At 60.1% G+C, this 17302-nt stretch carries 18 protein-coding genes; 9 read left to right on the top strand and 9 right to left on the bottom strand.

Going from position 1 to position 17302, the window contains the following annotated elements; translation table 11 throughout:
- Window position 1: 1 nt before the first annotated feature.
- The 3 genes from AEQ67_RS04745 to AEQ67_RS04735 form a co-directional block, all read right to left on the bottom strand.
- Window positions 2-847: a DUF2950 domain-containing protein gene (locus tag AEQ67_RS04745; protein WP_082377778.1), complete on the bottom strand. Its 846-nt coding sequence runs from the start codon at window positions 845-847 to the stop codon at window positions 2-4.
- A 68-nt stretch (window positions 848-915) separates the two neighbouring features.
- Complete coding sequence (locus AEQ67_RS04740) at window positions 916-2418, bottom strand: DUF3300 domain-containing protein (protein WP_059402732.1); 1503 nt, start codon at window positions 2416-2418, stop codon at window positions 916-918.
- Between the two features lie 302 nt (window positions 2419-2720).
- Window positions 2721-4460, bottom strand: a complete 1740-nt coding sequence (locus AEQ67_RS04735; RefSeq protein ID WP_059402731.1) for a dipeptidase — start codon at window positions 4458-4460, stop codon at window positions 2721-2723.
- 272 nt (window positions 4461-4732) lie between these two features.
- Here AEQ67_RS04735 and AEQ67_RS04730 point away from each other — a divergent pair, with 272 nt between their 5' ends.
- Window positions 4733-5191 carry a metallophosphoesterase family protein gene (locus AEQ67_RS04730; RefSeq protein WP_059402730.1) on the top strand — a complete coding sequence of 153 codons (459 nt, stop codon included), beginning with the start codon at window positions 4733-4735 and terminating at the stop codon, window positions 5189-5191.
- On the opposite strand, the gene AEQ67_RS04725 is transcribed toward AEQ67_RS04730, so the two are convergent.
- Window positions 5156-6388 carry a diaminopropionate ammonia-lyase gene (locus AEQ67_RS04725; RefSeq protein WP_059402729.1) on the bottom strand — a complete coding sequence of 411 codons (1233 nt, stop codon included), beginning with the start codon at window positions 6386-6388 and terminating at the stop codon, window positions 5156-5158. The genes AEQ67_RS04730 and AEQ67_RS04725 overlap by 36 nt on opposite strands.
- A gap of 137 nt (window positions 6389-6525) precedes the next feature.
- On the opposite strand from AEQ67_RS04725, the gene AEQ67_RS04720 reads away from it, so the two are divergent.
- Window positions 6526-6999 carry an Lrp/AsnC family transcriptional regulator gene (locus AEQ67_RS04720; protein WP_059402728.1) on the top strand — a complete coding sequence of 158 codons (474 nt, stop codon included), beginning with the start codon at window positions 6526-6528 and terminating at the stop codon, window positions 6997-6999.
- Window positions 7000-7055: 56 nt separating this feature from the next.
- Here AEQ67_RS04720 and AEQ67_RS04715 read toward each other — a convergent pair whose 3' ends face one another.
- The 4 genes from AEQ67_RS04715 to pdxR form a co-directional block, all read right to left on the bottom strand.
- Window positions 7056-7655, bottom strand: a complete 600-nt coding sequence (locus AEQ67_RS04715) for a TIGR00730 family Rossman fold protein (protein WP_059402727.1) — start codon at window positions 7653-7655, stop codon at window positions 7056-7058.
- A gap of 38 nt (window positions 7656-7693) precedes the next feature.
- Window positions 7694-8326 carry an FMN-dependent NADH-azoreductase gene (locus AEQ67_RS04710; protein ID WP_059402726.1) on the bottom strand — a complete coding sequence of 211 codons (633 nt, stop codon included), beginning with the start codon at window positions 8324-8326 and terminating at the stop codon, window positions 7694-7696.
- The gene (locus tag AEQ67_RS04705; protein WP_236710272.1) at window positions 8323-8784 is read right to left on the bottom strand and encodes a GNAT family N-acetyltransferase; all 462 of its coding nucleotides are present in this window, start codon (window positions 8782-8784) and stop codon (window positions 8323-8325) included. The genes AEQ67_RS04710 and AEQ67_RS04705 overlap by 4 nt, the downstream gene beginning before the upstream one ends.
- A gap of 106 nt (window positions 8785-8890) precedes the next feature.
- Window positions 8891-10309: a MocR-like pyridoxine biosynthesis transcription factor PdxR gene (pdxR, locus tag AEQ67_RS04700; RefSeq protein ID WP_059402725.1), complete on the bottom strand. Its 1419-nt coding sequence runs from the start codon at window positions 10307-10309 to the stop codon at window positions 8891-8893.
- A gap of 92 nt (window positions 10310-10401) precedes the next feature.
- On the opposite strand from pdxR, the gene AEQ67_RS04695 reads away from it, so the two are divergent.
- The 3 genes from AEQ67_RS04695 (at window position 10402) to AEQ67_RS04685 (ending at window position 12379) form a co-directional block, all read left to right on the top strand.
- A complete protein-coding gene (locus AEQ67_RS04695) occupies window positions 10402-10857 on the top strand; it encodes a carboxymuconolactone decarboxylase family protein (protein WP_059402724.1) in 456 nt (151 codons plus the stop codon).
- Window positions 10858-10933: 76 nt separating this feature from the next.
- On the top strand, window positions 10934-11254 hold the full coding sequence (locus AEQ67_RS04690; protein WP_059402723.1) for a DMT family transporter: 321 nt from the start codon (window positions 10934-10936) through the stop codon (window positions 11252-11254).
- Between the two features lie 225 nt (window positions 11255-11479).
- Window positions 11480-12379 (top strand): polysaccharide deacetylase family protein, encoded by a 900-nt coding sequence (locus AEQ67_RS04685; protein WP_059402722.1) that lies wholly within the window; start codon window positions 11480-11482, stop codon window positions 12377-12379.
- A 179-nt stretch (window positions 12380-12558) separates the two neighbouring features.
- On the opposite strand, the gene AEQ67_RS04680 is transcribed toward AEQ67_RS04685, so the two are convergent.
- Window positions 12559-13443 (bottom strand): LysR family transcriptional regulator, encoded by an 885-nt coding sequence (locus AEQ67_RS04680; protein WP_059402721.1) that lies wholly within the window; start codon window positions 13441-13443, stop codon window positions 12559-12561.
- Between the two features lie 127 nt (window positions 13444-13570).
- Here AEQ67_RS04680 and AEQ67_RS04675 point away from each other — a divergent pair, with 127 nt between their 5' ends.
- The 4 genes from AEQ67_RS04675 (at window position 13571) to AEQ67_RS04660 (ending at window position 17181) form a co-directional block, all read left to right on the top strand.
- Complete coding sequence (locus tag AEQ67_RS04675; protein WP_059402720.1) at window positions 13571-14719, top strand: muconate cycloisomerase family protein; 1149 nt, start codon at window positions 13571-13573, stop codon at window positions 14717-14719.
- Window positions 14720-14729: 10 nt separating this feature from the next.
- Window positions 14730-15020 (top strand): muconolactone Delta-isomerase, encoded by a 291-nt coding sequence (gene catC / locus AEQ67_RS04670; protein WP_059402719.1) that lies wholly within the window; start codon window positions 14730-14732, stop codon window positions 15018-15020.
- A 55-nt stretch (window positions 15021-15075) separates the two neighbouring features.
- Complete coding sequence (catA, locus tag AEQ67_RS04665; RefSeq protein ID WP_059402718.1) at window positions 15076-16005, top strand: catechol 1,2-dioxygenase; 930 nt, start codon at window positions 15076-15078, stop codon at window positions 16003-16005.
- Window positions 16006-16221: 216 nt separating this feature from the next.
- Entirely contained in the window at window positions 16222-17181 is a 960-nt protein-coding gene (locus tag AEQ67_RS04660; protein WP_059402717.1) for an AraC family transcriptional regulator, read from the top strand.
- Window positions 17182-17302 lie beyond the last annotated feature (121 nt).

The following is a 17302-nucleotide window of genomic DNA, read 5'->3' as shown; positions in this document are numbered from 1 at the left end:
ATCAGGGTTTGGACGGGGCTTGATCGTCAGCCACTTCCTGCCAACTGGCATCCGGATCAAAGCGCTTCATCGACTTCGCCAGTTTTTCGCCATCGGGTCCCAAGTCTTTCTCGAACACCTGGCCTTCATGACTGATCATGAAACTCATCACCCCGGTGTCGTCGTATTTTGACGGCCAGGCGATCAGTGCAAAGCCTCGGGTCATCTTGTCGCCGATGAGGTAGCTGTAGGCGCCGCCCGGTGCCGAAGGACCTTGGCCATCAAGGATGCGGAAGTGGTAACCATGCCAGTCTTCGTCGTTGATGGCTTTACCGAACAGCGGCCCCAACGGGCTGATCTGATCGCTATCGTCCTGCGCCCAATAGAGGCCGTCGTGTTTGCCGGGAGTGCTGAAAAATTTCCGCGCATATTCGAGTGCGCCGTCGCCGTTACGATCCACTGACGCATAGTCCATCTGGGCGTCGTGGTAGGTCAGCGCCGATTGCACCGCGGCGAGTTCGTTGCGGCCGATGCGACGGGCACGGATTTCGACGCTACCGGCCTTGATGTCGAAGCGCCAACCGTTCGCACTTTTTGTCATGGGTATCGGCAGTGTCCAGTGGTCGCTGCCGACTGACAGCAGCGCCTTGCGCGCGTTGGGCTTTTCAATCTGGTGCTGTTCGTGGTACTGCTTCAAAAACGCATCGACATCACTGCGCTGCACGCCTTCGCGCGGAATGTAAGTGCGCCAGTCTTTGCCTAGCAGCTCTGTCAGGCGTGCCTGATCGGCGTGTTCCGTACCCAGTGCCTCGACGAACGCCGCAGCGGCCTTTTCCGGTGTTGGAAACTCCTCCTGTGCCGTGGCCATGCACGACCATGCCACGCCGGCCGTTATCGCCAGGAAGCCCAAGAGTGCCTTGATTCGAAGAGAGTTTTTCACCGACGGCCTCCCCTTGAACGCGCCGGCATGGACGGCCGACTGATCTGATGCCCGGCTGATCGTGCGGCACTGGGGCGTTGGGCGGATATCTGGCTGGCCCGGCCTCGCATGGCTTGTGCGTTGCTCTGGGACGGTGAGCGTGCACCGGCGAAGGCGTTGTTGCGGGCACTGCCGGCACTGGCGGACGGTCGATTTTGTGCAGCCTGGCGCGCCTGCGAATGGTCCTGTCCGCGCGGGTTCGCCTGAGCGGTCTCTCTCCTGGGCTGCTGACTCTCCCGAGTGTTTCTGGCCGTACCCTGAGCCCTGTCAGACGCCCTCGGTCTGTCCGCACCGGCTTGCATCCGATTGCCGATCGAGGCATCGGACTGCGCTTTGCGCGCTTGATCGCGGGCTTGACGGTTGCTGGTGGCAGGTCGTTCGATCCCGTGTTTGTCCATTGAACTACGGGCTTTTTCACGCGCCTGGGCGCGTTGCGCATTGTCGCCCCGATAGGCCTCACGCTGATTGGCACCGTTCAATTGTCGGCCGAACTGTTCGCGGCTCCTGCCGTCTCGATAGGGAACGCCATCGCGGTGAACGGCGTTGTGCTGCCACTTGTTCTGATTGTTGGTGATCTGGTTGTTGCGATTGATGTTGTTGTAGCGATTGACGTCGATGTCGATGTCGTTATTGCCCCAGTCACAGTTACCCCATAACGAGCCAACGATCGCCACACCTGTACCGAACGCCAGTCCGGCCAGCAATGCCGAACCGGGGTAATAGGCGGGCGGCGGTGGGTAGTACGCGGGAGGCGAGGCAGGATAGGGCCAGGTGCCATAGGTGGTTGTCGGGTTATAACTGGGGACGTACACCACCTGCGGATCGGCGGGCTGAATGATGATGGTGGAGGCGCTGCTGGCAGGAGCGGGGGAAGGGGCAGGGGCCGCTGCAGTGGGCGCGGGTGCCGGTGGCGGTGCCGGTGCCGGTGCCGCAACGTTCTGGATCGTCACGTTCTGATACTGGTTGCTCTGCAGGTTGCCTGCGGCTTGTGCCTGGCGGCGCAAGCGTTGCACGCCGTCCATGAGATCGTCGGGCTGTGCCAGGAAGGCATCACCCAGGCGTTGTACCCAGACGGGATCCTGCCCCAGCGTGACCAAGACCTGCGGAAAGGCGACCAGTGCCTGCACGCTCGGGTCCCAGGGCTGGCTCGCCACTTGTTTGACCGCCTCATCGCCCTTGGCGTTCGGGTGAGCTTTAGACCAGGTGACTGCCTCGGCGACTTCCCCGGGGTAGGTGGTAGCCATCAATACTTGAGCCAGCAGCGGGTCGGGATACAGCGCGATGGGAGCCAGCATTTGATCCAGCTGCTCCTGGGTAAACACGGCATCCTTGGCCGCAGCCGTGACGGGCGCTGTCTCGGCAGCGTTCACCGGGGCGGTCGCATCCGCGGTTTGCGCCAGGCACCCGGATCCGCTCAAAAACAGTGCAGCCGACATTGCGTAAAACAAAAGAATACGCATCGCACCCTCCCTGTGAGCAGGCAGGCTTGAAATGAATGGATCAACGCCAGGGAGGTGATAGCCGACTTTGCCAGCCGCAGACCTCAGCTTCGATGCCGTCCATTAATGGTAGCAGCGATCAACTTCAACACCTGTCAGATGTCACCCCGATTTCTCAAGGTTGCACCGCGTGCAGGAAGCGTGTGCCAGATCATTCAGCATCGCCTGCGAGTGGGGCGGTTTCTGCCGTGAGGGCACCAGGCCTGGAGACGAAGATGTGTGCTGAGGCAGCAAGCCGCCTCAGCACAGGTCCGAACGGTGGGTCAGAGTTTCGGCAACTGCCCGATGCGCCCCATCATCTCGGTGACGATCTGCAAGTCCAGCAGGAACTGTTCGGTGGTCTTGAACTCGTTGTCGTTGTGACCCGTGTATTTGACGTCCGGCATCGCCAGGCCGAACTGCACGCCGTTGGGCAACTCATGCACCGACGTGGCGCCGGCGGAGGTGCCGAATGTGTGCTGCATGCCGAGGTTTTCGCTGGCCACGGCGAGCAGGGCCTTGACCCATTCTCCCTCGGGGTTGCGGTACATCGGTTCGGCGATCGAGTAGTCGAAGGCCGGTGCAATGTGAGTCTTCTTGCTCCAGGCCTCCAGCTTGCCGGCGATTTCGGCTTTCAGCGTTTCCGGGGACTTGCCCTTCGGCACGCGCAGGTTGACCGCGAGTTTGAAGGCTTTGTCATCCACCCCGACATAGGTCAGGGAAGTGGTCAGCGGGCCCATGAATTCATCGGAAAACCCAACGCCCAATTTGCCACCCAGATAATCCAGGCCCCAGTTGTCGGCGGCGTAGCGGGCCGCGTCCGTGAACTGGTTGTGCTTGAGTGCGACCTTGCCGCCGAGGCCATTGATGAAGTCCAGCATCCTGGCCACCGGGTTGACGCCGGACTCGGGTTCGGAGGAGTGGGCGGAAACGCCGGTGACCGTCAGTTTGACGTCCTTGCCGGCGACCTTGGCGGTGATCTCGAAGTTGCCGCCATTGCGCTTGGCGTACTCGGCACCGGCCTTTTGCAGACTGGCGGCCAGTTCGGCGGGTTTGTCTGTCACCAGTGTGGCGACCGATGTCGACGGAATCTGGTTAGTGGCCAAACCGCCGGTCATCGAGGTGATTTGCGCGCCTTTGCCTTCGGCCTTGCGCTTGGCAAAGCTGGCCATGACCGTGCCGTAGCCTTTTTCGGCGATCACCACCGGGTAGCCGCCATCCAGCGCCAGGTTGTAGTTGGGGGTCGGGTTGCGTTCGAAGTAGTAGGGGATGGCGTCGCCCGTGGTTTCCTCGGTGGTGTCTACCAGCAGCTTGAAGTTTCTGGCCAGCGGCAGCTTCTCTTCTTTAATGACCTTCATCGCGTAGAGCGCTACCACGATGCCATTCTTGTCATCCTCGGTGCCCCGGCCATACATGCGGTCGCCGACCAGCGTGACCTTGAACGGATCGAGCCGGGTGCCATCCTTCAGCACCCAGTTCTCCGGCGTCACAGGCACCACATCGGCATGGGCGTGAATGCCCACGACTTCATCGCCAGTGCCTTCGAGGGAGATTTCATAGACACGGTTGTCGATGTTGCGAAAGTTCAGGTTGAAAGCCTCGGCAAGGCCCTTGATCTTGTCGGCGATCTTGATGAATTCAGGATTCTCGTGCTGGGCAACGCCCTCCACGCGCATGGTCGGGATGGCCACCAGCTCACGCAAGGTTTCGGTGGCCGCGCTGCCGTATTTCACCCGTGCATAGAGGCCAAGCAGGCGATGGATTTCGTTTTGTTGCTCAGGGGAAAGCGTCTTGTTGTCGAGGAAGGCACTGATCGCCGGGCCGAGGTCATCGGTTTTGGCGACGTCGCTCTTGGTCAGGCGTCCCAGGAACTGCCTGAAATCCGTGACCGATGCATCATTGACCGTCTTGAGGATAATCGCGCTCTGTTGCGGGGTGATGTTGGCGTGTGCAGCGGTGGTGAACGACGACAGACTGGCGAGCATCAGTGAGCTCGCAGCCAGGTGCTTGAGTGAAAAAACCATTGTCGGGGGCATTCCTTTGCAGGCGGTTTGTGAGAAATATCTGATCGTTTAATCAGAAAACATTCCAAAACTAACACTGCGAGTGCCTGATGTGGGAGTCCCTGAAGCAGGATCTGTCGCATTCAAATGCAAAAGCGCACTGGAACCACCGCCGTTGAGTCGCTTCCCGACCCATAAAACCAGTATTGAGTGCATGGCTGAAGGAGGTATTGGAAATGTCCGCTCGGACATTACACTGTGTTGCGAATCAATAGCCTGAACGGGAGCCTTGCATGAAAATTGGCGTGATTTCCGATACCCATGGTTTGCTTCGCGCCGAAGCCTGTGCGGCTCTGCAGGGGTGTGAACGGATCATTCATGCGGGAGACATCGGCAGCCTCGACATTCTCGATCAACTGCAATCTATCGCCCCGCTGCACGTAGTACGCGGGAACAACGACCTCGGCGCCCCTTGGGCAGAACCTCTCGCCGACCTTCTACGGTTCGATCTCAACGGATGGCAGACTCTGCTGGTGCATGACATCGCCGATGTCCCGGAAGTGCTCGATGCCGACATAAAACTGGTGATCACCGGCCATTCGCACAAGCCGCGCATTGAATGGCGTGGTGATCAGCTCTACCTCAATCCCGGCAGCGCCGGGCGGCGGCGCTTCAAGCTACCGGTGACGCTGGCGCTGCTTGAGGTGCTTGAAAGCTCAATTGAGCCGCGTCTGGTTTCGCTGCTGGAATGACCAGCGTTGCTGGCGTTGCAGCACGGATTGAGCGCTCTCACCGACCAGTTCGCTGTACACCGCAGGGGCGGTGGCGCCTTCGGTGCTGATCAACAAAACCCGAGCGTGTTCATCGATACCGACTTCAGCGGCGTGGTGTGGCGACTTGAGCAACTGGATCAATCCTGCGAGCCCGGCCACCGCCGATTCACCGGCAATCAGCGGAATGTCCCGCTCACTGCCCGCCGCCAATACGCGCATGGCGTTGACCGCGTCCTGATCCTCAATCGTCATGAAGTGATCGATGCTGCCGTGCAGGAATTTCCACGCCAGTGGCGAGGTTTCACCGCAGGCCAGTCCCGCCATCACCGAGTCCACCGAACCTTGGGTTTTTGCCGCGTGGCCGCTGAGGGCGCTTTGCAGCAGGCAATCGGCTTGCTGCGGTTCGACGACGATCATTGCTGGCCGTGCTGGCCCATACAGCTCCCAGAAATAACTGGCGAGGCCCGCCGCCAGGCCACCGACGCCACCTTGCAGGAACACGTGGGTGAAGGTCCGGCCATCCAGCTGCTCAATGATTTCCGCGGCAAGGGTGCCGTAGCCTTGCATCACGTCCCGGGGAATCTCTTCGTAGCCCTCGTAGGAAGTATCAGACACCACCTGCCAGTGATGCTTGATGGCCAGCGCGGCGGCTTCTTCCACCGATTCGTCGTAGTTGCCGGGCACCCGCACAATCTGCGCGCCATAGGCGGCGATAGCCTGTTCCCGTTCGCGGCTGACGTTGGCATGCAGCACGATCACACAGGGGCAACCGATGCTGTGCGCCGCCGCAGCGAGCGCACGGCCATGGTTGCCGTCGGTGGCGCTGATCACCGTGAAGTCGGCGAGGGCATCGCGATACTCCCCCGTCAGCAGGCCCTGAGGTTCGAAGCGTTGTTCGGGGAACCGCCGCAGGATTAGCCGCACCAGTGCGATCGGTGCACCCAGGGCTTTGAAACTGCCCAATTCCGAACGGCTCGACTCATCTTTGACCAATAGTTCGGCGACCCCCAGGTTCGCGGCCAGGTCAGGCAGGTTGAACAGCGGTGTGCCAGACGGGTTGAGCGCGTTCCAGTGCGCCAGCCAGGCGCGGCTTTCAACGGCTGCCTGAATGTTCAGGATCGCCTTGAGGTTTTCGGGATAGGCGGTACGGCTGGCGTTGGGGTTGGCAATCAGCATCGTCGGTTCCAGGGTTCGGGTGTCGTAGTGAAATTTTATCTCACGTAACCCCGCTTTTTTATTGAATTAGGTGCACAAACCGTACGTTCATTACTTAATATCGCGGTTCAGATCAATTTTATTGCGAGCCCCTTCACATGAGCCTCGATGCCTTCGACCTGCAACTGATCGCGCACGTCCAGCAAGATGCCGGCCTGTCCCAAAGCGAGCTGGGCGAACGGGTCAATCTGTCTTCTGCCGCGGTCAATCGCCGCCTCAAACGCCTCACCCGTGAGGGTTTTATCAAAGGCACGGTGGCGCTGGTGGATCAGGAAAAGCTTGGCTATCCGCTGACCATCGTCGCCCAGGTGGAAGTGGAGAGTGAGCGTCTGGATTTGCTTGATGCGATGAAGCGCAGCTTCGCCAACTGCCCGCAGGTGCAGCAGTGTTACTACGTGGCCGGGGAGTGGGACTTTGTGTTGGTGCTGGCGGTGCGCAACATGGAGCAGTACACCGAGCTGACGCGTGAGTTGTTTTTCGAGAACAACAACGTCAAGCGCTTCAAGACGCTGGTGTCGATGAGCAACGTCAAAGTGGGGTTGCAGGTGCCGGTGGATGAAGCTCAGCAATAAAAAAGGGCCCTGGCGACAATTTTTGGGAGCAGCATCGCCAAGGCCCGAAAACGTGTTCACGCCCCCGCGGGGCCGATCCATTTTGTGACGGTCGGCGCCTGCCACTGTTCCAGTGCATCGATCAGCGCACACGGGTCGGTGTTGAAAATCAGCATCTCGCTGTGCTCGGTTTTCATGAAGCCTTCCGTCACCGCATGGTTGAGCAGGCTGCGAACCGGGTTGAAGAACTCACCGATGTTCAGGCAGGCGACGGCTTTGTGGTGTTCGCCCAGTTGCGTCAATGTCGCCACTTCAAACAACTCTTCAAAGGTTCCCAGGCCGCCAGGCAGGGCAATGAACGCATCGGCGCAGTCGCTCATGCGGGTCTTTCGGCTGCGCATGTCTTGCGTCACTTCATGCCGGGTCAGTCCCGGATGAAGATGCCCGAGGTCGAACAACAGACGGGTAATGATGCCGACGACTTCACCGCCCTCGGCGAGCACGGTATCGGCCATCACGCCCATCAAGCCTTTGTCGGTGCCGCCGTAGACCAGCCGCAAGCCACGCTTGGCAATTTCCCGGCCCAGCGCCTTGGCGCCTTCGACATACGCGGGGTTGAAGCCATAGTTGGAGCCGGAGAACACAGCAATACTGCGCAGTGGAAGGGGCGTGGGCATCGGATTTTCCCGGTCGATTGTGCTGAGGATTGAATGTTTTAAACGGTCGCCTGCAACGGCTTCGAAAAGTACAACGCCGTTTCTCGTTCCGTCCTTTCTCGCGTGGCGCTCAAGGCGTCTGGTTTTTGCGCGGTGCCTTCAACCGAGAAGAACTTCACGTTCAACAATCCGATCGTCGCCAGCGCCGCCTTCAAGTAGGGCCTCAGGAAGTCGGGTTGCGACGCGTTGTCGGTGGAGAACGTCCCACCCGAGGACACCGCGACGAAAACCGGACGATCGCGCAGCAAAGCGATTTTGCCTTGCGGGGTAATCCGGAACGTTCGGTCTGCTTGAATCACATGATCGAGCCAGGCTTTCAACGCTGAAGGGATCGTCATGTTATGCATCGGGGTGGCAATCACCACGTAATCCGCGCTCTCAAGCTCTCGAATCAATCGCTCGGACTGAAGCAAGGCGCCAGTGGTGACGACCGCGCTGGATGAGTCCCGGCGCTTGCTGACCGCCGCCGCATAGTCGGCGTCGACATGCGCAAGTCCGCCAACACCGCGCTCGGCAATGATGAAATCGCTGCCGCGATGGCTGATGATCAAGTGGTTGATGATGGTTTGCGAGAGCCGATAACTCTCGGAGGATGAGCCTCGTGGGCTGCAAATCACGCGCAGGATTTTCATGTCGGGTTCGCCTCCAGAACTTTGTAGAAACGCATGGCACTCGTCAGTAATCCGTGACGGAAATAGAAGCGCTGCGCGTGAGCGTTCGACAACGCGGTGTCCAGCACCAGTTGCCGACAGTCCGAGGTACGCGCGATGGTCTGCAGCTCTTCGAGCAAGCGTGCGCCCCATTGCTCGCGACGATGCGCCGGGCTGACAACCAGGTCATCGACGTAGAGAAAACGCCCATACAGCAAATTTTCCTGGAACCGGTAGCCCGCCAGTGCAACGGCGTTCGGGCCGTGCCAAACCGCCAGCAGGTGGTAGTTTTCTGCACGCATCCGACTGACTCTGGCGGTGAAATCCGCCTCGTCGTGCAGGTGTGGCCGAAGTGGCTCCATGACCGAAAAACACGCCCGCACTTCAGCCTCGGTTTCGGCGTGACGCAGTACGTGGGTGTTCATGATTGCACTGCTCATGACGGATCCTTTGTAGCGCTTGGGTAAACAGGATCTGCATGATGCGGTCTCTTGGATCAGTGAAAAAGGTCCAAGAAATGGGTGTTGTAATGGGCCATGATCGGTTTTACATCAGCGCCAGGATGCGTTTTCCCAGTTGTTCGGCGGTGTCTTGCGAGTCGATGTTGGCGAATCCGAGCATCAGCGCGGAGTGCGTCTCGGCACCGATGCTCCAGCCAGACAGGGCTTCTGCATAAATGCCGGCTTCACGCAGGCGTTCTACCAGTGCGCGGTCGGACTGCTGATCCGTCAGTCGCAAAATCAGGTGCATGCCGCCGGGCTGCGCATCAATGCGGATGTGCTCGCCCAAGGCTTTCTTCAGCCCTCTTGCGGTTGCCTCCCGGCGTTCGCCGTAGAGTTTGCGCATGCGCTGGATATGGCGAGCGAAATGGCCCTCGGTCAGAAACGTGGCGACGATGGCCTGGGTGAGTTCCGGGCAACCGCCCAAAAAAGTCTGGCTGACGTGTTCGAAGCGCTCGACCTGCGCCTCGGGCACCACCAGGTAAGCGAGGCGGATGCCGGGAAACAGCACCTTGCTGAAGGTGCCGGCGTAGAGCACTCGCCCGTCGCGATCCAGGCTCTTGAGCGCGGGCAGCGGACGGCTGATGTAGCGGTACTCGCCGTCGTAGTCGTCTTCGACAATCCACGCTTGCTCGCGGCTCGCCCACTCCAGCAGTTCCAGGCGTCGCGGCAATGAAAGAGACACGCTCAGCGGGCTTTGATGGGCCGGCGTGACGACGGCGGCGCGGGCGTTCGGCGCGCTGTTCACACCTTGCGCAACTTGCATGCCGTCCTGGTCCACGGCAACGGGGGCCACCTGAATCTGTAGATGTTCGAGCAATTCGCGGGTGGGCGGGTATCCCGGGTCTTCGACGAGTACGCGGTCACCGGGTTTGAGCAGGGCGTGAGCGATCAGCGCCAGGGTGTTGCGGTATCCCGAGGTGATGAACACCTGAGCGGGTGAACAGGTGATACCGCGTGCGACCTGTAGATAGGTGGCGATCGCAGTGCGCAACGATTCCAGGCCATAGACCGATGGATTGGCCATGTCCGGGATCCGCGTGGCACGCACGCAACGCGCGCCGATTTGCGCCCAGATCTTTCTCGGAAAGGCGTCCAGCGCGGGCAAGGCCATTTGAAAGGGCAGGACCGGTGCCTTGTTCCTGACGGAAGCATTTTTCGCCGGGTTGAAGGTGTGTTTGCTGGGCGTTGCGGGAGCCCTGGCGTTGATCCCCGGCGCCACGACCGTGCCGGCCTGGCCACGCGACTGGATGTAGCCCTCGGCGGTCAGCAGTGAATACGCGGTATCGATGGTTCCTCGCGCCAACCCGAGTTCCTTGGCCAGCGCTCGTGCCGCTGGAATACGGTCGCCTGGGGTGAGCACTCCGTCGGTAATCGCACCGCGAAACCGCCAGTAGATTTGCCGGTAGATCGGTTCAGTGGAGGAGGGATCGAGGGGCGAAAAGCTGCTGACGGGTTTAGTCATGGCCTAGAACTCAAGATAGATCATGGACCTTCTAACATAGGCCAAGCAGTCGCACCATAGCGTCCTCCAAACAGCAAACATAAGGATTCACCATGAGCAATCGTCTTAACTACGCCAGCGCTGCACCGGAAGGTTACAAAGCTTTCGGCGGTGTGTACGTCTATCTGCAGAATTGCGGTTTGTCCGCAGAACTGATCGATCTGGTGTACCTGCGGGTTTCGCAGATCAATGGCTGCGCCTTTTGCATCGACATGCATTCTCGTGACTTGCTCAAACTCGGTGTGGCAGTCGATAAGCTGGTGTTGGTGCCGGTATGGCACGACGCCGGCAACGTCTTCACTCACCGCGAACGCGTAGCGCTGTCCTGGGCGGAAACCGTCACCCGCGTCGGCGAAACCGGTGTTCCCGATGCCGATTACGCGGCCGCCGCTGCTGAATTCAGCGACAAGGAACTCGCGGACCTCACCTACGGGATCAGCTTGATGAACGCCTTCAATCGCCTCGGCGTGACGTTCCGCTCGAAACCTGCGGCCGCTGAAAAAGCCTGATTCTTACCCCTTCAACGAGCGCCTGACTATTGGCGGGCGCTCGTTTCGTTGAGCCAATCAAACAGGACTTTTACCTATGGCATGGGCACTGCTTGGCATCGCTGGCATTCTCGAAATCGCCTTCGCCTTCTTCATGAAGGGCTCTGAAGGTTTCACCCGCTTGACCCCCGGGCTGTTGGCGGCCGCCACCGGGTTGTCGAGTGTCTTTCTGCTTTCACTTTCGCTTCGTACGTTACCGGTCGGAACGGCCTACGCGGTCTGGACCGGAATCGGCGCGGCAGGCACTGCCATTGTGGGCATGGCGTTGCTGGGCGATGCGACCACACCGCTGAGAATCATCTGCCTGCTGGTCATTCTGGCCGGGGTCATCGGACTCAAACTGGTCTCGGGGAACTGAGAAAATCCCAGACCGGTTGCAGCGGATCATGTGCGCGGGAAAACAGTCTGTTGACTGTCGGTGTAGGGCTGAATTGGCCACTGCGCCGATTATCGACCGCTCATTCCGGCAGTCCTTTACCGAGTAACCCTAACGCGGGCAGCGCTGGAACCAAACACTGTGTACCCTGATCCAACCTGCGCCCGCACATCTGTGCGCGCGCAACAGTCTGGCCCAAGGCACACCATGAAACAGCTGTTCAAGATTCTATCTTTAGTCGCCATTGCCGTCGGGCTGGTGGGCTGCATCGCTGCTCCCATCGACATGACGCCGCAAACCGAACAGCGTCTGCGCGCGCAGCCACCGATCCGTTTCCTGCTGACTTTCGACGACGGTCCCAGTGCGTCAAGTTTCTGGAACCCGACGATGACGGTGCTCGACAGCCTGGCCACTAACCCGGTGCAACCGAACATCAAAGCGGTGTTCTTCGTGCAGACCGGTGCGCCACGGGCCGGCGACAGCGACATCGGTCGCGAGGTCATGCGCCGTGAACACGCGGAAGGGCAGATCCTGGCTTTCCACACGGCCACCCACTCGCACACCAATCACCGCTCCCTGAGCCCGGAAGAGCTGGAACAGGCATTGAGCAAAGGCAGCGCTGACATTGCCGCAATCACCGGCGTGCCAACGACGCTGCTGCGCCCGCCATTCTGGAACTACGACAAACGGACCTTCGCCGCGTACCAGCAACATGGCCTGCATGTGCTGCTCACCGACCTGAGCGCCAATGACGGCAAGATCTGGGGCTTCAACGCCAGCCCCCGGCGCCGGGCGCACTTCCTGCGCACAATGTCCGAAGTGCGCGAACGCATCGCCCTGGGCGAACTGCCGGTGGTGGACGGGGTGATTCCGGTGGTGGTGACCTTCCACGACCTCAATCGCTACACCGCCCGGCATACCCGGGAATACCTGCAAATCCTCCTCGACAGCGCTCAGGCAACGGGCGTGAAAACCGCACAAAAGCCGTTTTACGATGACACCGCCGAGCTGCAACGCGCGGCCATGGCACGCACCGTCAAGGACAGCTCCGAAGCGGTTGAATTGCCGGGCATCTGGAACTGGTTCTGGGACAAGAATGCCCACTGAACCCACAGTAGCTTGCCCGACACGAAGACCCATGTAGCAGCTGCCGAAGGCTGCGTTCGGCTGCGCAGCAGTCGTAAACCCGGTTAACGCGGTCTTCCTGAGTCACCGCAGTGCCTGATTTCACGACTGCTTCGCAGCCGAACGCAGGCTTCGCCAGCTGCTACAGTTCGCGTTGCAATTCAGGTCTGTGGTTGCAGTTCGTCAATCATTCGCAAGCAGTGATTCAACCCCGGCGACACATCGCCCACCCGCCGGCTGAGGATGATTGGTGAGGTGGCGTTGTCTTCCAGCAGCGGGGTGAAGCCAATGTCGTCGCGGTGCAGCAATTGCACCGAAGCCGGCACCAACGTGACGCCGATGCCTGCTCCCACCAAACCGATGGCGGTTTGCAACTCGTTGGTCCATTGCGCCACATGGATGCTCACGCCATAGGATTCGAACAGTGCGATCACATGGTCGGCGTAGCTGGGGCGCGGGTTGCCGGGGTACAGCACGAAAGGTTCCTTCGCCAGTTGACGAAGGCTGATCGGCCCGGCCAACAACGGATGGCCAGCGGGCAGGGCGGCGACCAGCCGGTCTTCGGTGAGGACGGTCTGGATGATCGCCGGGTCGTCGATGCGGATTCGGCCGAAGCCGATATCAATGCGCCCGGCCTTGAGCGCCTGCACCTGTTGCAGCGTGGTCATTTCCGAGAGCCCCAGTTCAAGCTCCAGCGGCTCGCCACTGCGCAAGCGGCGAATCAGTTCCGGCAGCACGCCGTAGAGTGTCGACGGCGCAAAACCGATACCCAGCCAGGTCTTTTCACCCAGACCGATCCGCCGCGTGTTGTCGCAGACCTTGTTCAGTTGTTCGAGCAGGGCGGTGGAGTGTTCATGGAAAAACCGCCCGGCGTCGGTCAGCTTCAATGGTCGCCCGCGTTCCAGCAACAACACCCCAAGCTCGTCCTCCAACTGCTGGATCTGCCGGCTCAGCGGCGGCTGGGCAATGTGCAGCAGTTCGGCGGCGCGGGTGAAATTGAGGGTTTGAGCCAACACCTGAAAGTAACGCAGGTGACGCAGTTCCATGAGGCCTCCAGACGCTAATCGGTTGCATACCTTTAAGGTATCAAGTCAGACCAATTCTATATTGGCGTCGCGAAAAAAGCCGTACCAGAATCGGTTCCAGAACTTTAAGAACCTGACGGGTATCGCCATGCTTGCAACAGCCATTGAATCGATCGAGACGATCATCGTCGATCTGCCGACCATCCGCCCGCACAAACTGGCGATGCACACCATGCAGAACCAGACCCTGGTGATCATTCGTGTGCGCTGCGCCGACGGCATCGAAGGCATCGGCGAATCCACCACCATCGGTGGCCTGGCGTACGGCAACGAAAGCCCTGACAGCATCAAGACCAACATCGACCGCCACTTCGCGCCGCTGCTGCTGGGCCAGGACAGCGCCAACGTGAATGCCGCGATGTTGCGCCTGGAACGCAGCATTCGTGGCAACACTTTCGCCAAATCAGGTATCGAAACCGCCTTGCTCGACGCCCAGGGCAAACGCCTTGGCCTGCCGGTCAGCGAATTGCTCGGCGGCCGTGTTCGCGACGCGCTGCCGGTGGCCTGGACCTTGGCCAGTGGCGATACCGACAAGGACATTGCCGAAGCGGAAAAAATGCTCGACCTGCGCCGCCACCGGATCTTCAAACTGAAAATCGGTGCCGGTGAAGTCAATCGCGACTTGGCGCATGTCATTGCGATCAAGAAAGCCCTGGGCGACCGCGCCAGCGTGCGGGTCGATGTCAATCAGGCCTGGGATGAAGCCGTCGCATTGCGTGCCTGCCGGATCCTCGGAACCAACGGCATCGACTTGATCGAGCAGCCGATCTCGCGCAACAACCGCTCGGGCATGGTGCGCTTGAATGCCATGAGCCCGGCGCCGATCATGGCCGATGAATCCATTGAATGCGTTGAGGATGCCTTTAATCTGGCGCGGGATGGCGCGGCGTCAGTGTTCGCCCTGAAGATCGCCAAAAACGGCGGCCCACGTGCCGTGCTGCGTACCGCCGCGATTGCCGAGGCGGCCGGTATCGGCCTGTACGGCGGCACCATGCTCGAAGGTGGAATCGGCACCCTGGCCTCGGCCCATGCCTTTATCACCTTGAACAAACTGGCGTGGGACACCGAGCTGTTCGGTCCGCTGCTGCTGACCGAAGACATTCTCAGCGAGCCGCTGGTCTATCGCGATTTCGAGCTGCACGTTCCGAAAACACCGGGCCTGGGCTTGAGCCTGGATGAAGAACGCCTGGCGTTTTACCGTCGCGACAAGACATCCACTGTCCTTCATCAAGTCTGAGGAGTGCATCATGCTATTCCACGTAAAAATGACCGTGAACCTGCCGGTCGACATGAATCCTGAAGCAGCGGCCAAATTGAAGGCCGACGAGAAAGCCCTGGCCCAGCGCCTGCAAGAGCAAGGCAAGTGGCGTCACCTGTGGCGCATCGCCGGGCACTATGCCAACTACAGCGTCTTCGATGTCGACAGCGTCGAGGAACTGCACAACCTGCTCATGCAATTGCCGCTGTTTCCGTACATGGCCATCGAGATCGACGCGATGTGCCGGCATCCTTCTTCGATTCGCGAGAATGACCACTGAGCCCAGCCTGTTCAGTTCGCTACGCCAATAATTACAAGATGAGGAACCCATCAAAATGAACGTCAAGATTTCCCACACTGCCAGTGCCCAGAAATTTCTCGAAGAGGCCAGCGGCCTGCACAACGATGCCGGTAACCCGCGTGCCAAGGCCCTGATCTACCGCATCCTGCGTGATTCGGTAAACATCATCGAAGACCTGGCCGTCACCCCGGAAGAATTCTGGAAAGCCGTCAATTACCTCAACGTGCTGGGCGCGCGCCAGGAAGCAGGTCTGTTGGTAGCCGGACTCGGTCTGGAGCATTACCTGGACCTGCTGATGGACGCCGAAGACGAGCAGGCCGGCAAGGCGGGCGGCACGCCGCGGACCATCGAAGGGCCGCTGTACGTGGCGGGTGCGCCGCTGTCGCAAGGCGAAGCGCGTCTCGATGACGGTGTCGATCCGGGCGTCACGCTGTTCATGCAAGGCCGGGTGTTCAACACGGCGGGCGAACCGTTGGCTGGCGCCGTGGTGGATGTCTGGCACGCCAACACCGGCGGCACCTACTCGTACTTCGATACCACGCAATCGGAATTCAACCTGCGTCGGCGCATCGTCACTGATGCCGAAGGCCGCTATCGCTTCCGCAGCATCGTGCCGTCGGGTTATGGCTGCCCGCCGGATGGTCCGACCCAGCAACTGCTCGATCAACTGGGCCGTCACGGTCAACGCCCTGCGCACGTGCACTTCTTCATCTCCGCGCCGGACCATCGTCACCTGACCACCCAGATCAACCTTGATGGCGATCAATACCTGCACGACGATTTCGCCTACGCCACCCGTGACGAGCTGATCGCCAAAATCACCTTCAGCGACGATCAAGCGCGTGCCGCGGCCCATGGTGTGAGCGGTCGGTTTGCCGAAATCGAATTCGATTTCACCTTGCAGACCTCCGCCCAACCCGATGAACAGCAGCGCCACGAGCGGGTTCGCGCACTGGAAGACTGATCACACGACCCCCTGTGGGAGCGAGCCTGCTCGCGATGGACGTCAACGATGACGCTGGGTGCCTGATGCCCCGCGGTGTCCTCAAGTCCATCGCGAGCAGGCTCGCTCCTACAGGGTTCATTGACAGCCTTCCACATGTCGGTCCACTGACACACCGCTATAGGGACTGACCTAGAATGACCCGATACCATCGATAACAACAACGAGAGTGACCCGATGATGCAAGCGCAACTGTTGAGTCAGCGCAGCAGAGTATTCGACCAGGCCGACCCCTATGCGGTGTCGGGCTACGTCAATCAGCACGTCGGCAATCATTGCATTCTGATGCCCCGCACCGGCCGTCCGCTGGCCAGCCTCGATCATCGCAAGTTCGCCAGTCTCGACCTGTGCCGCATCAGCTACGGTGCCAGCGTGCGGGTGACCTCGGGCGCGCTGGAAAGCATTTATCACCTGCAAGTGTTGCTGCGCGGCAACTGCCTGTGGCGCGGCCACGGTCAGGAACACTACTTCGCCCCAGGCGAGTTGTTGCTGATCAATCCCGACGATCCGGTGGACCTGACCTACTCGGACGACTGCGAAAAATTCATCCTGAAAATCCCCACGCCGTTGCTGACGTCTGTGTGCGACGAGCAGCGCTGGCGGTATCCGGGGCAGGGCGTACGGTTTCTGGAGAACCGTTATCAGCTCAACGAGCTTGAAGGTTTTGTTGGTCTGCTGGCGATGATTTGCCAGGAAGCCGAAGCCACTGAGCAAATGCCCAAGGTGCAGGAGCATTACACGCAGATCATCGTCAGCAAGATGCTCAGCCTGATGAAGACCAATGTCAGCCGCATCAGTCTGGGCTCGCAGACCGCCACGTTCGAGGTGATTGCCGATTACATCGCCCGTAACCTCAAGCAGGACATCGACAGCGAAGAACTGGCGCGCCAGGCGCGGATGAGTGTGCGTTCGCTGTACGGGTTGTTTGAGCGCAACGCCGGTGCCTCACCGCAAAACTATATCCGGCAGAAACGCCTGGAACGCATCAACGCTTGCCTGAGCGACCCGACCTGCAACGTGCGCAACGTCACCGAAGTGGCGATGGATTACGGCTTCCTCCACCTGGGACGGTTCTCCGACAGCTACCGCAAACAGTTCGGCGAATTGCCCTCCGACACCCTCAAACGCCGCCACTGAACCACCCAACCACCGCCCCCGCCCTCGTAGGAGCTGTCGAGTGAAACGAGGCTGCGATCTCTTGATCTTGCTTTGAAAAAAACAACATCAAAAGATCGCAGCCTCGTTTCACTCGACAGCT

This window comes from Pseudomonas sp. RIT-PI-q (assembly GCF_001297125.1).
Lineage (GTDB): Bacteria > Pseudomonadota > Gammaproteobacteria > Pseudomonadales > Pseudomonadaceae > Aquipseudomonas.
Note: the sequence above shows the minus strand (reverse complement) of the source record. Positions and strands in the feature narration are given on the sequence as shown.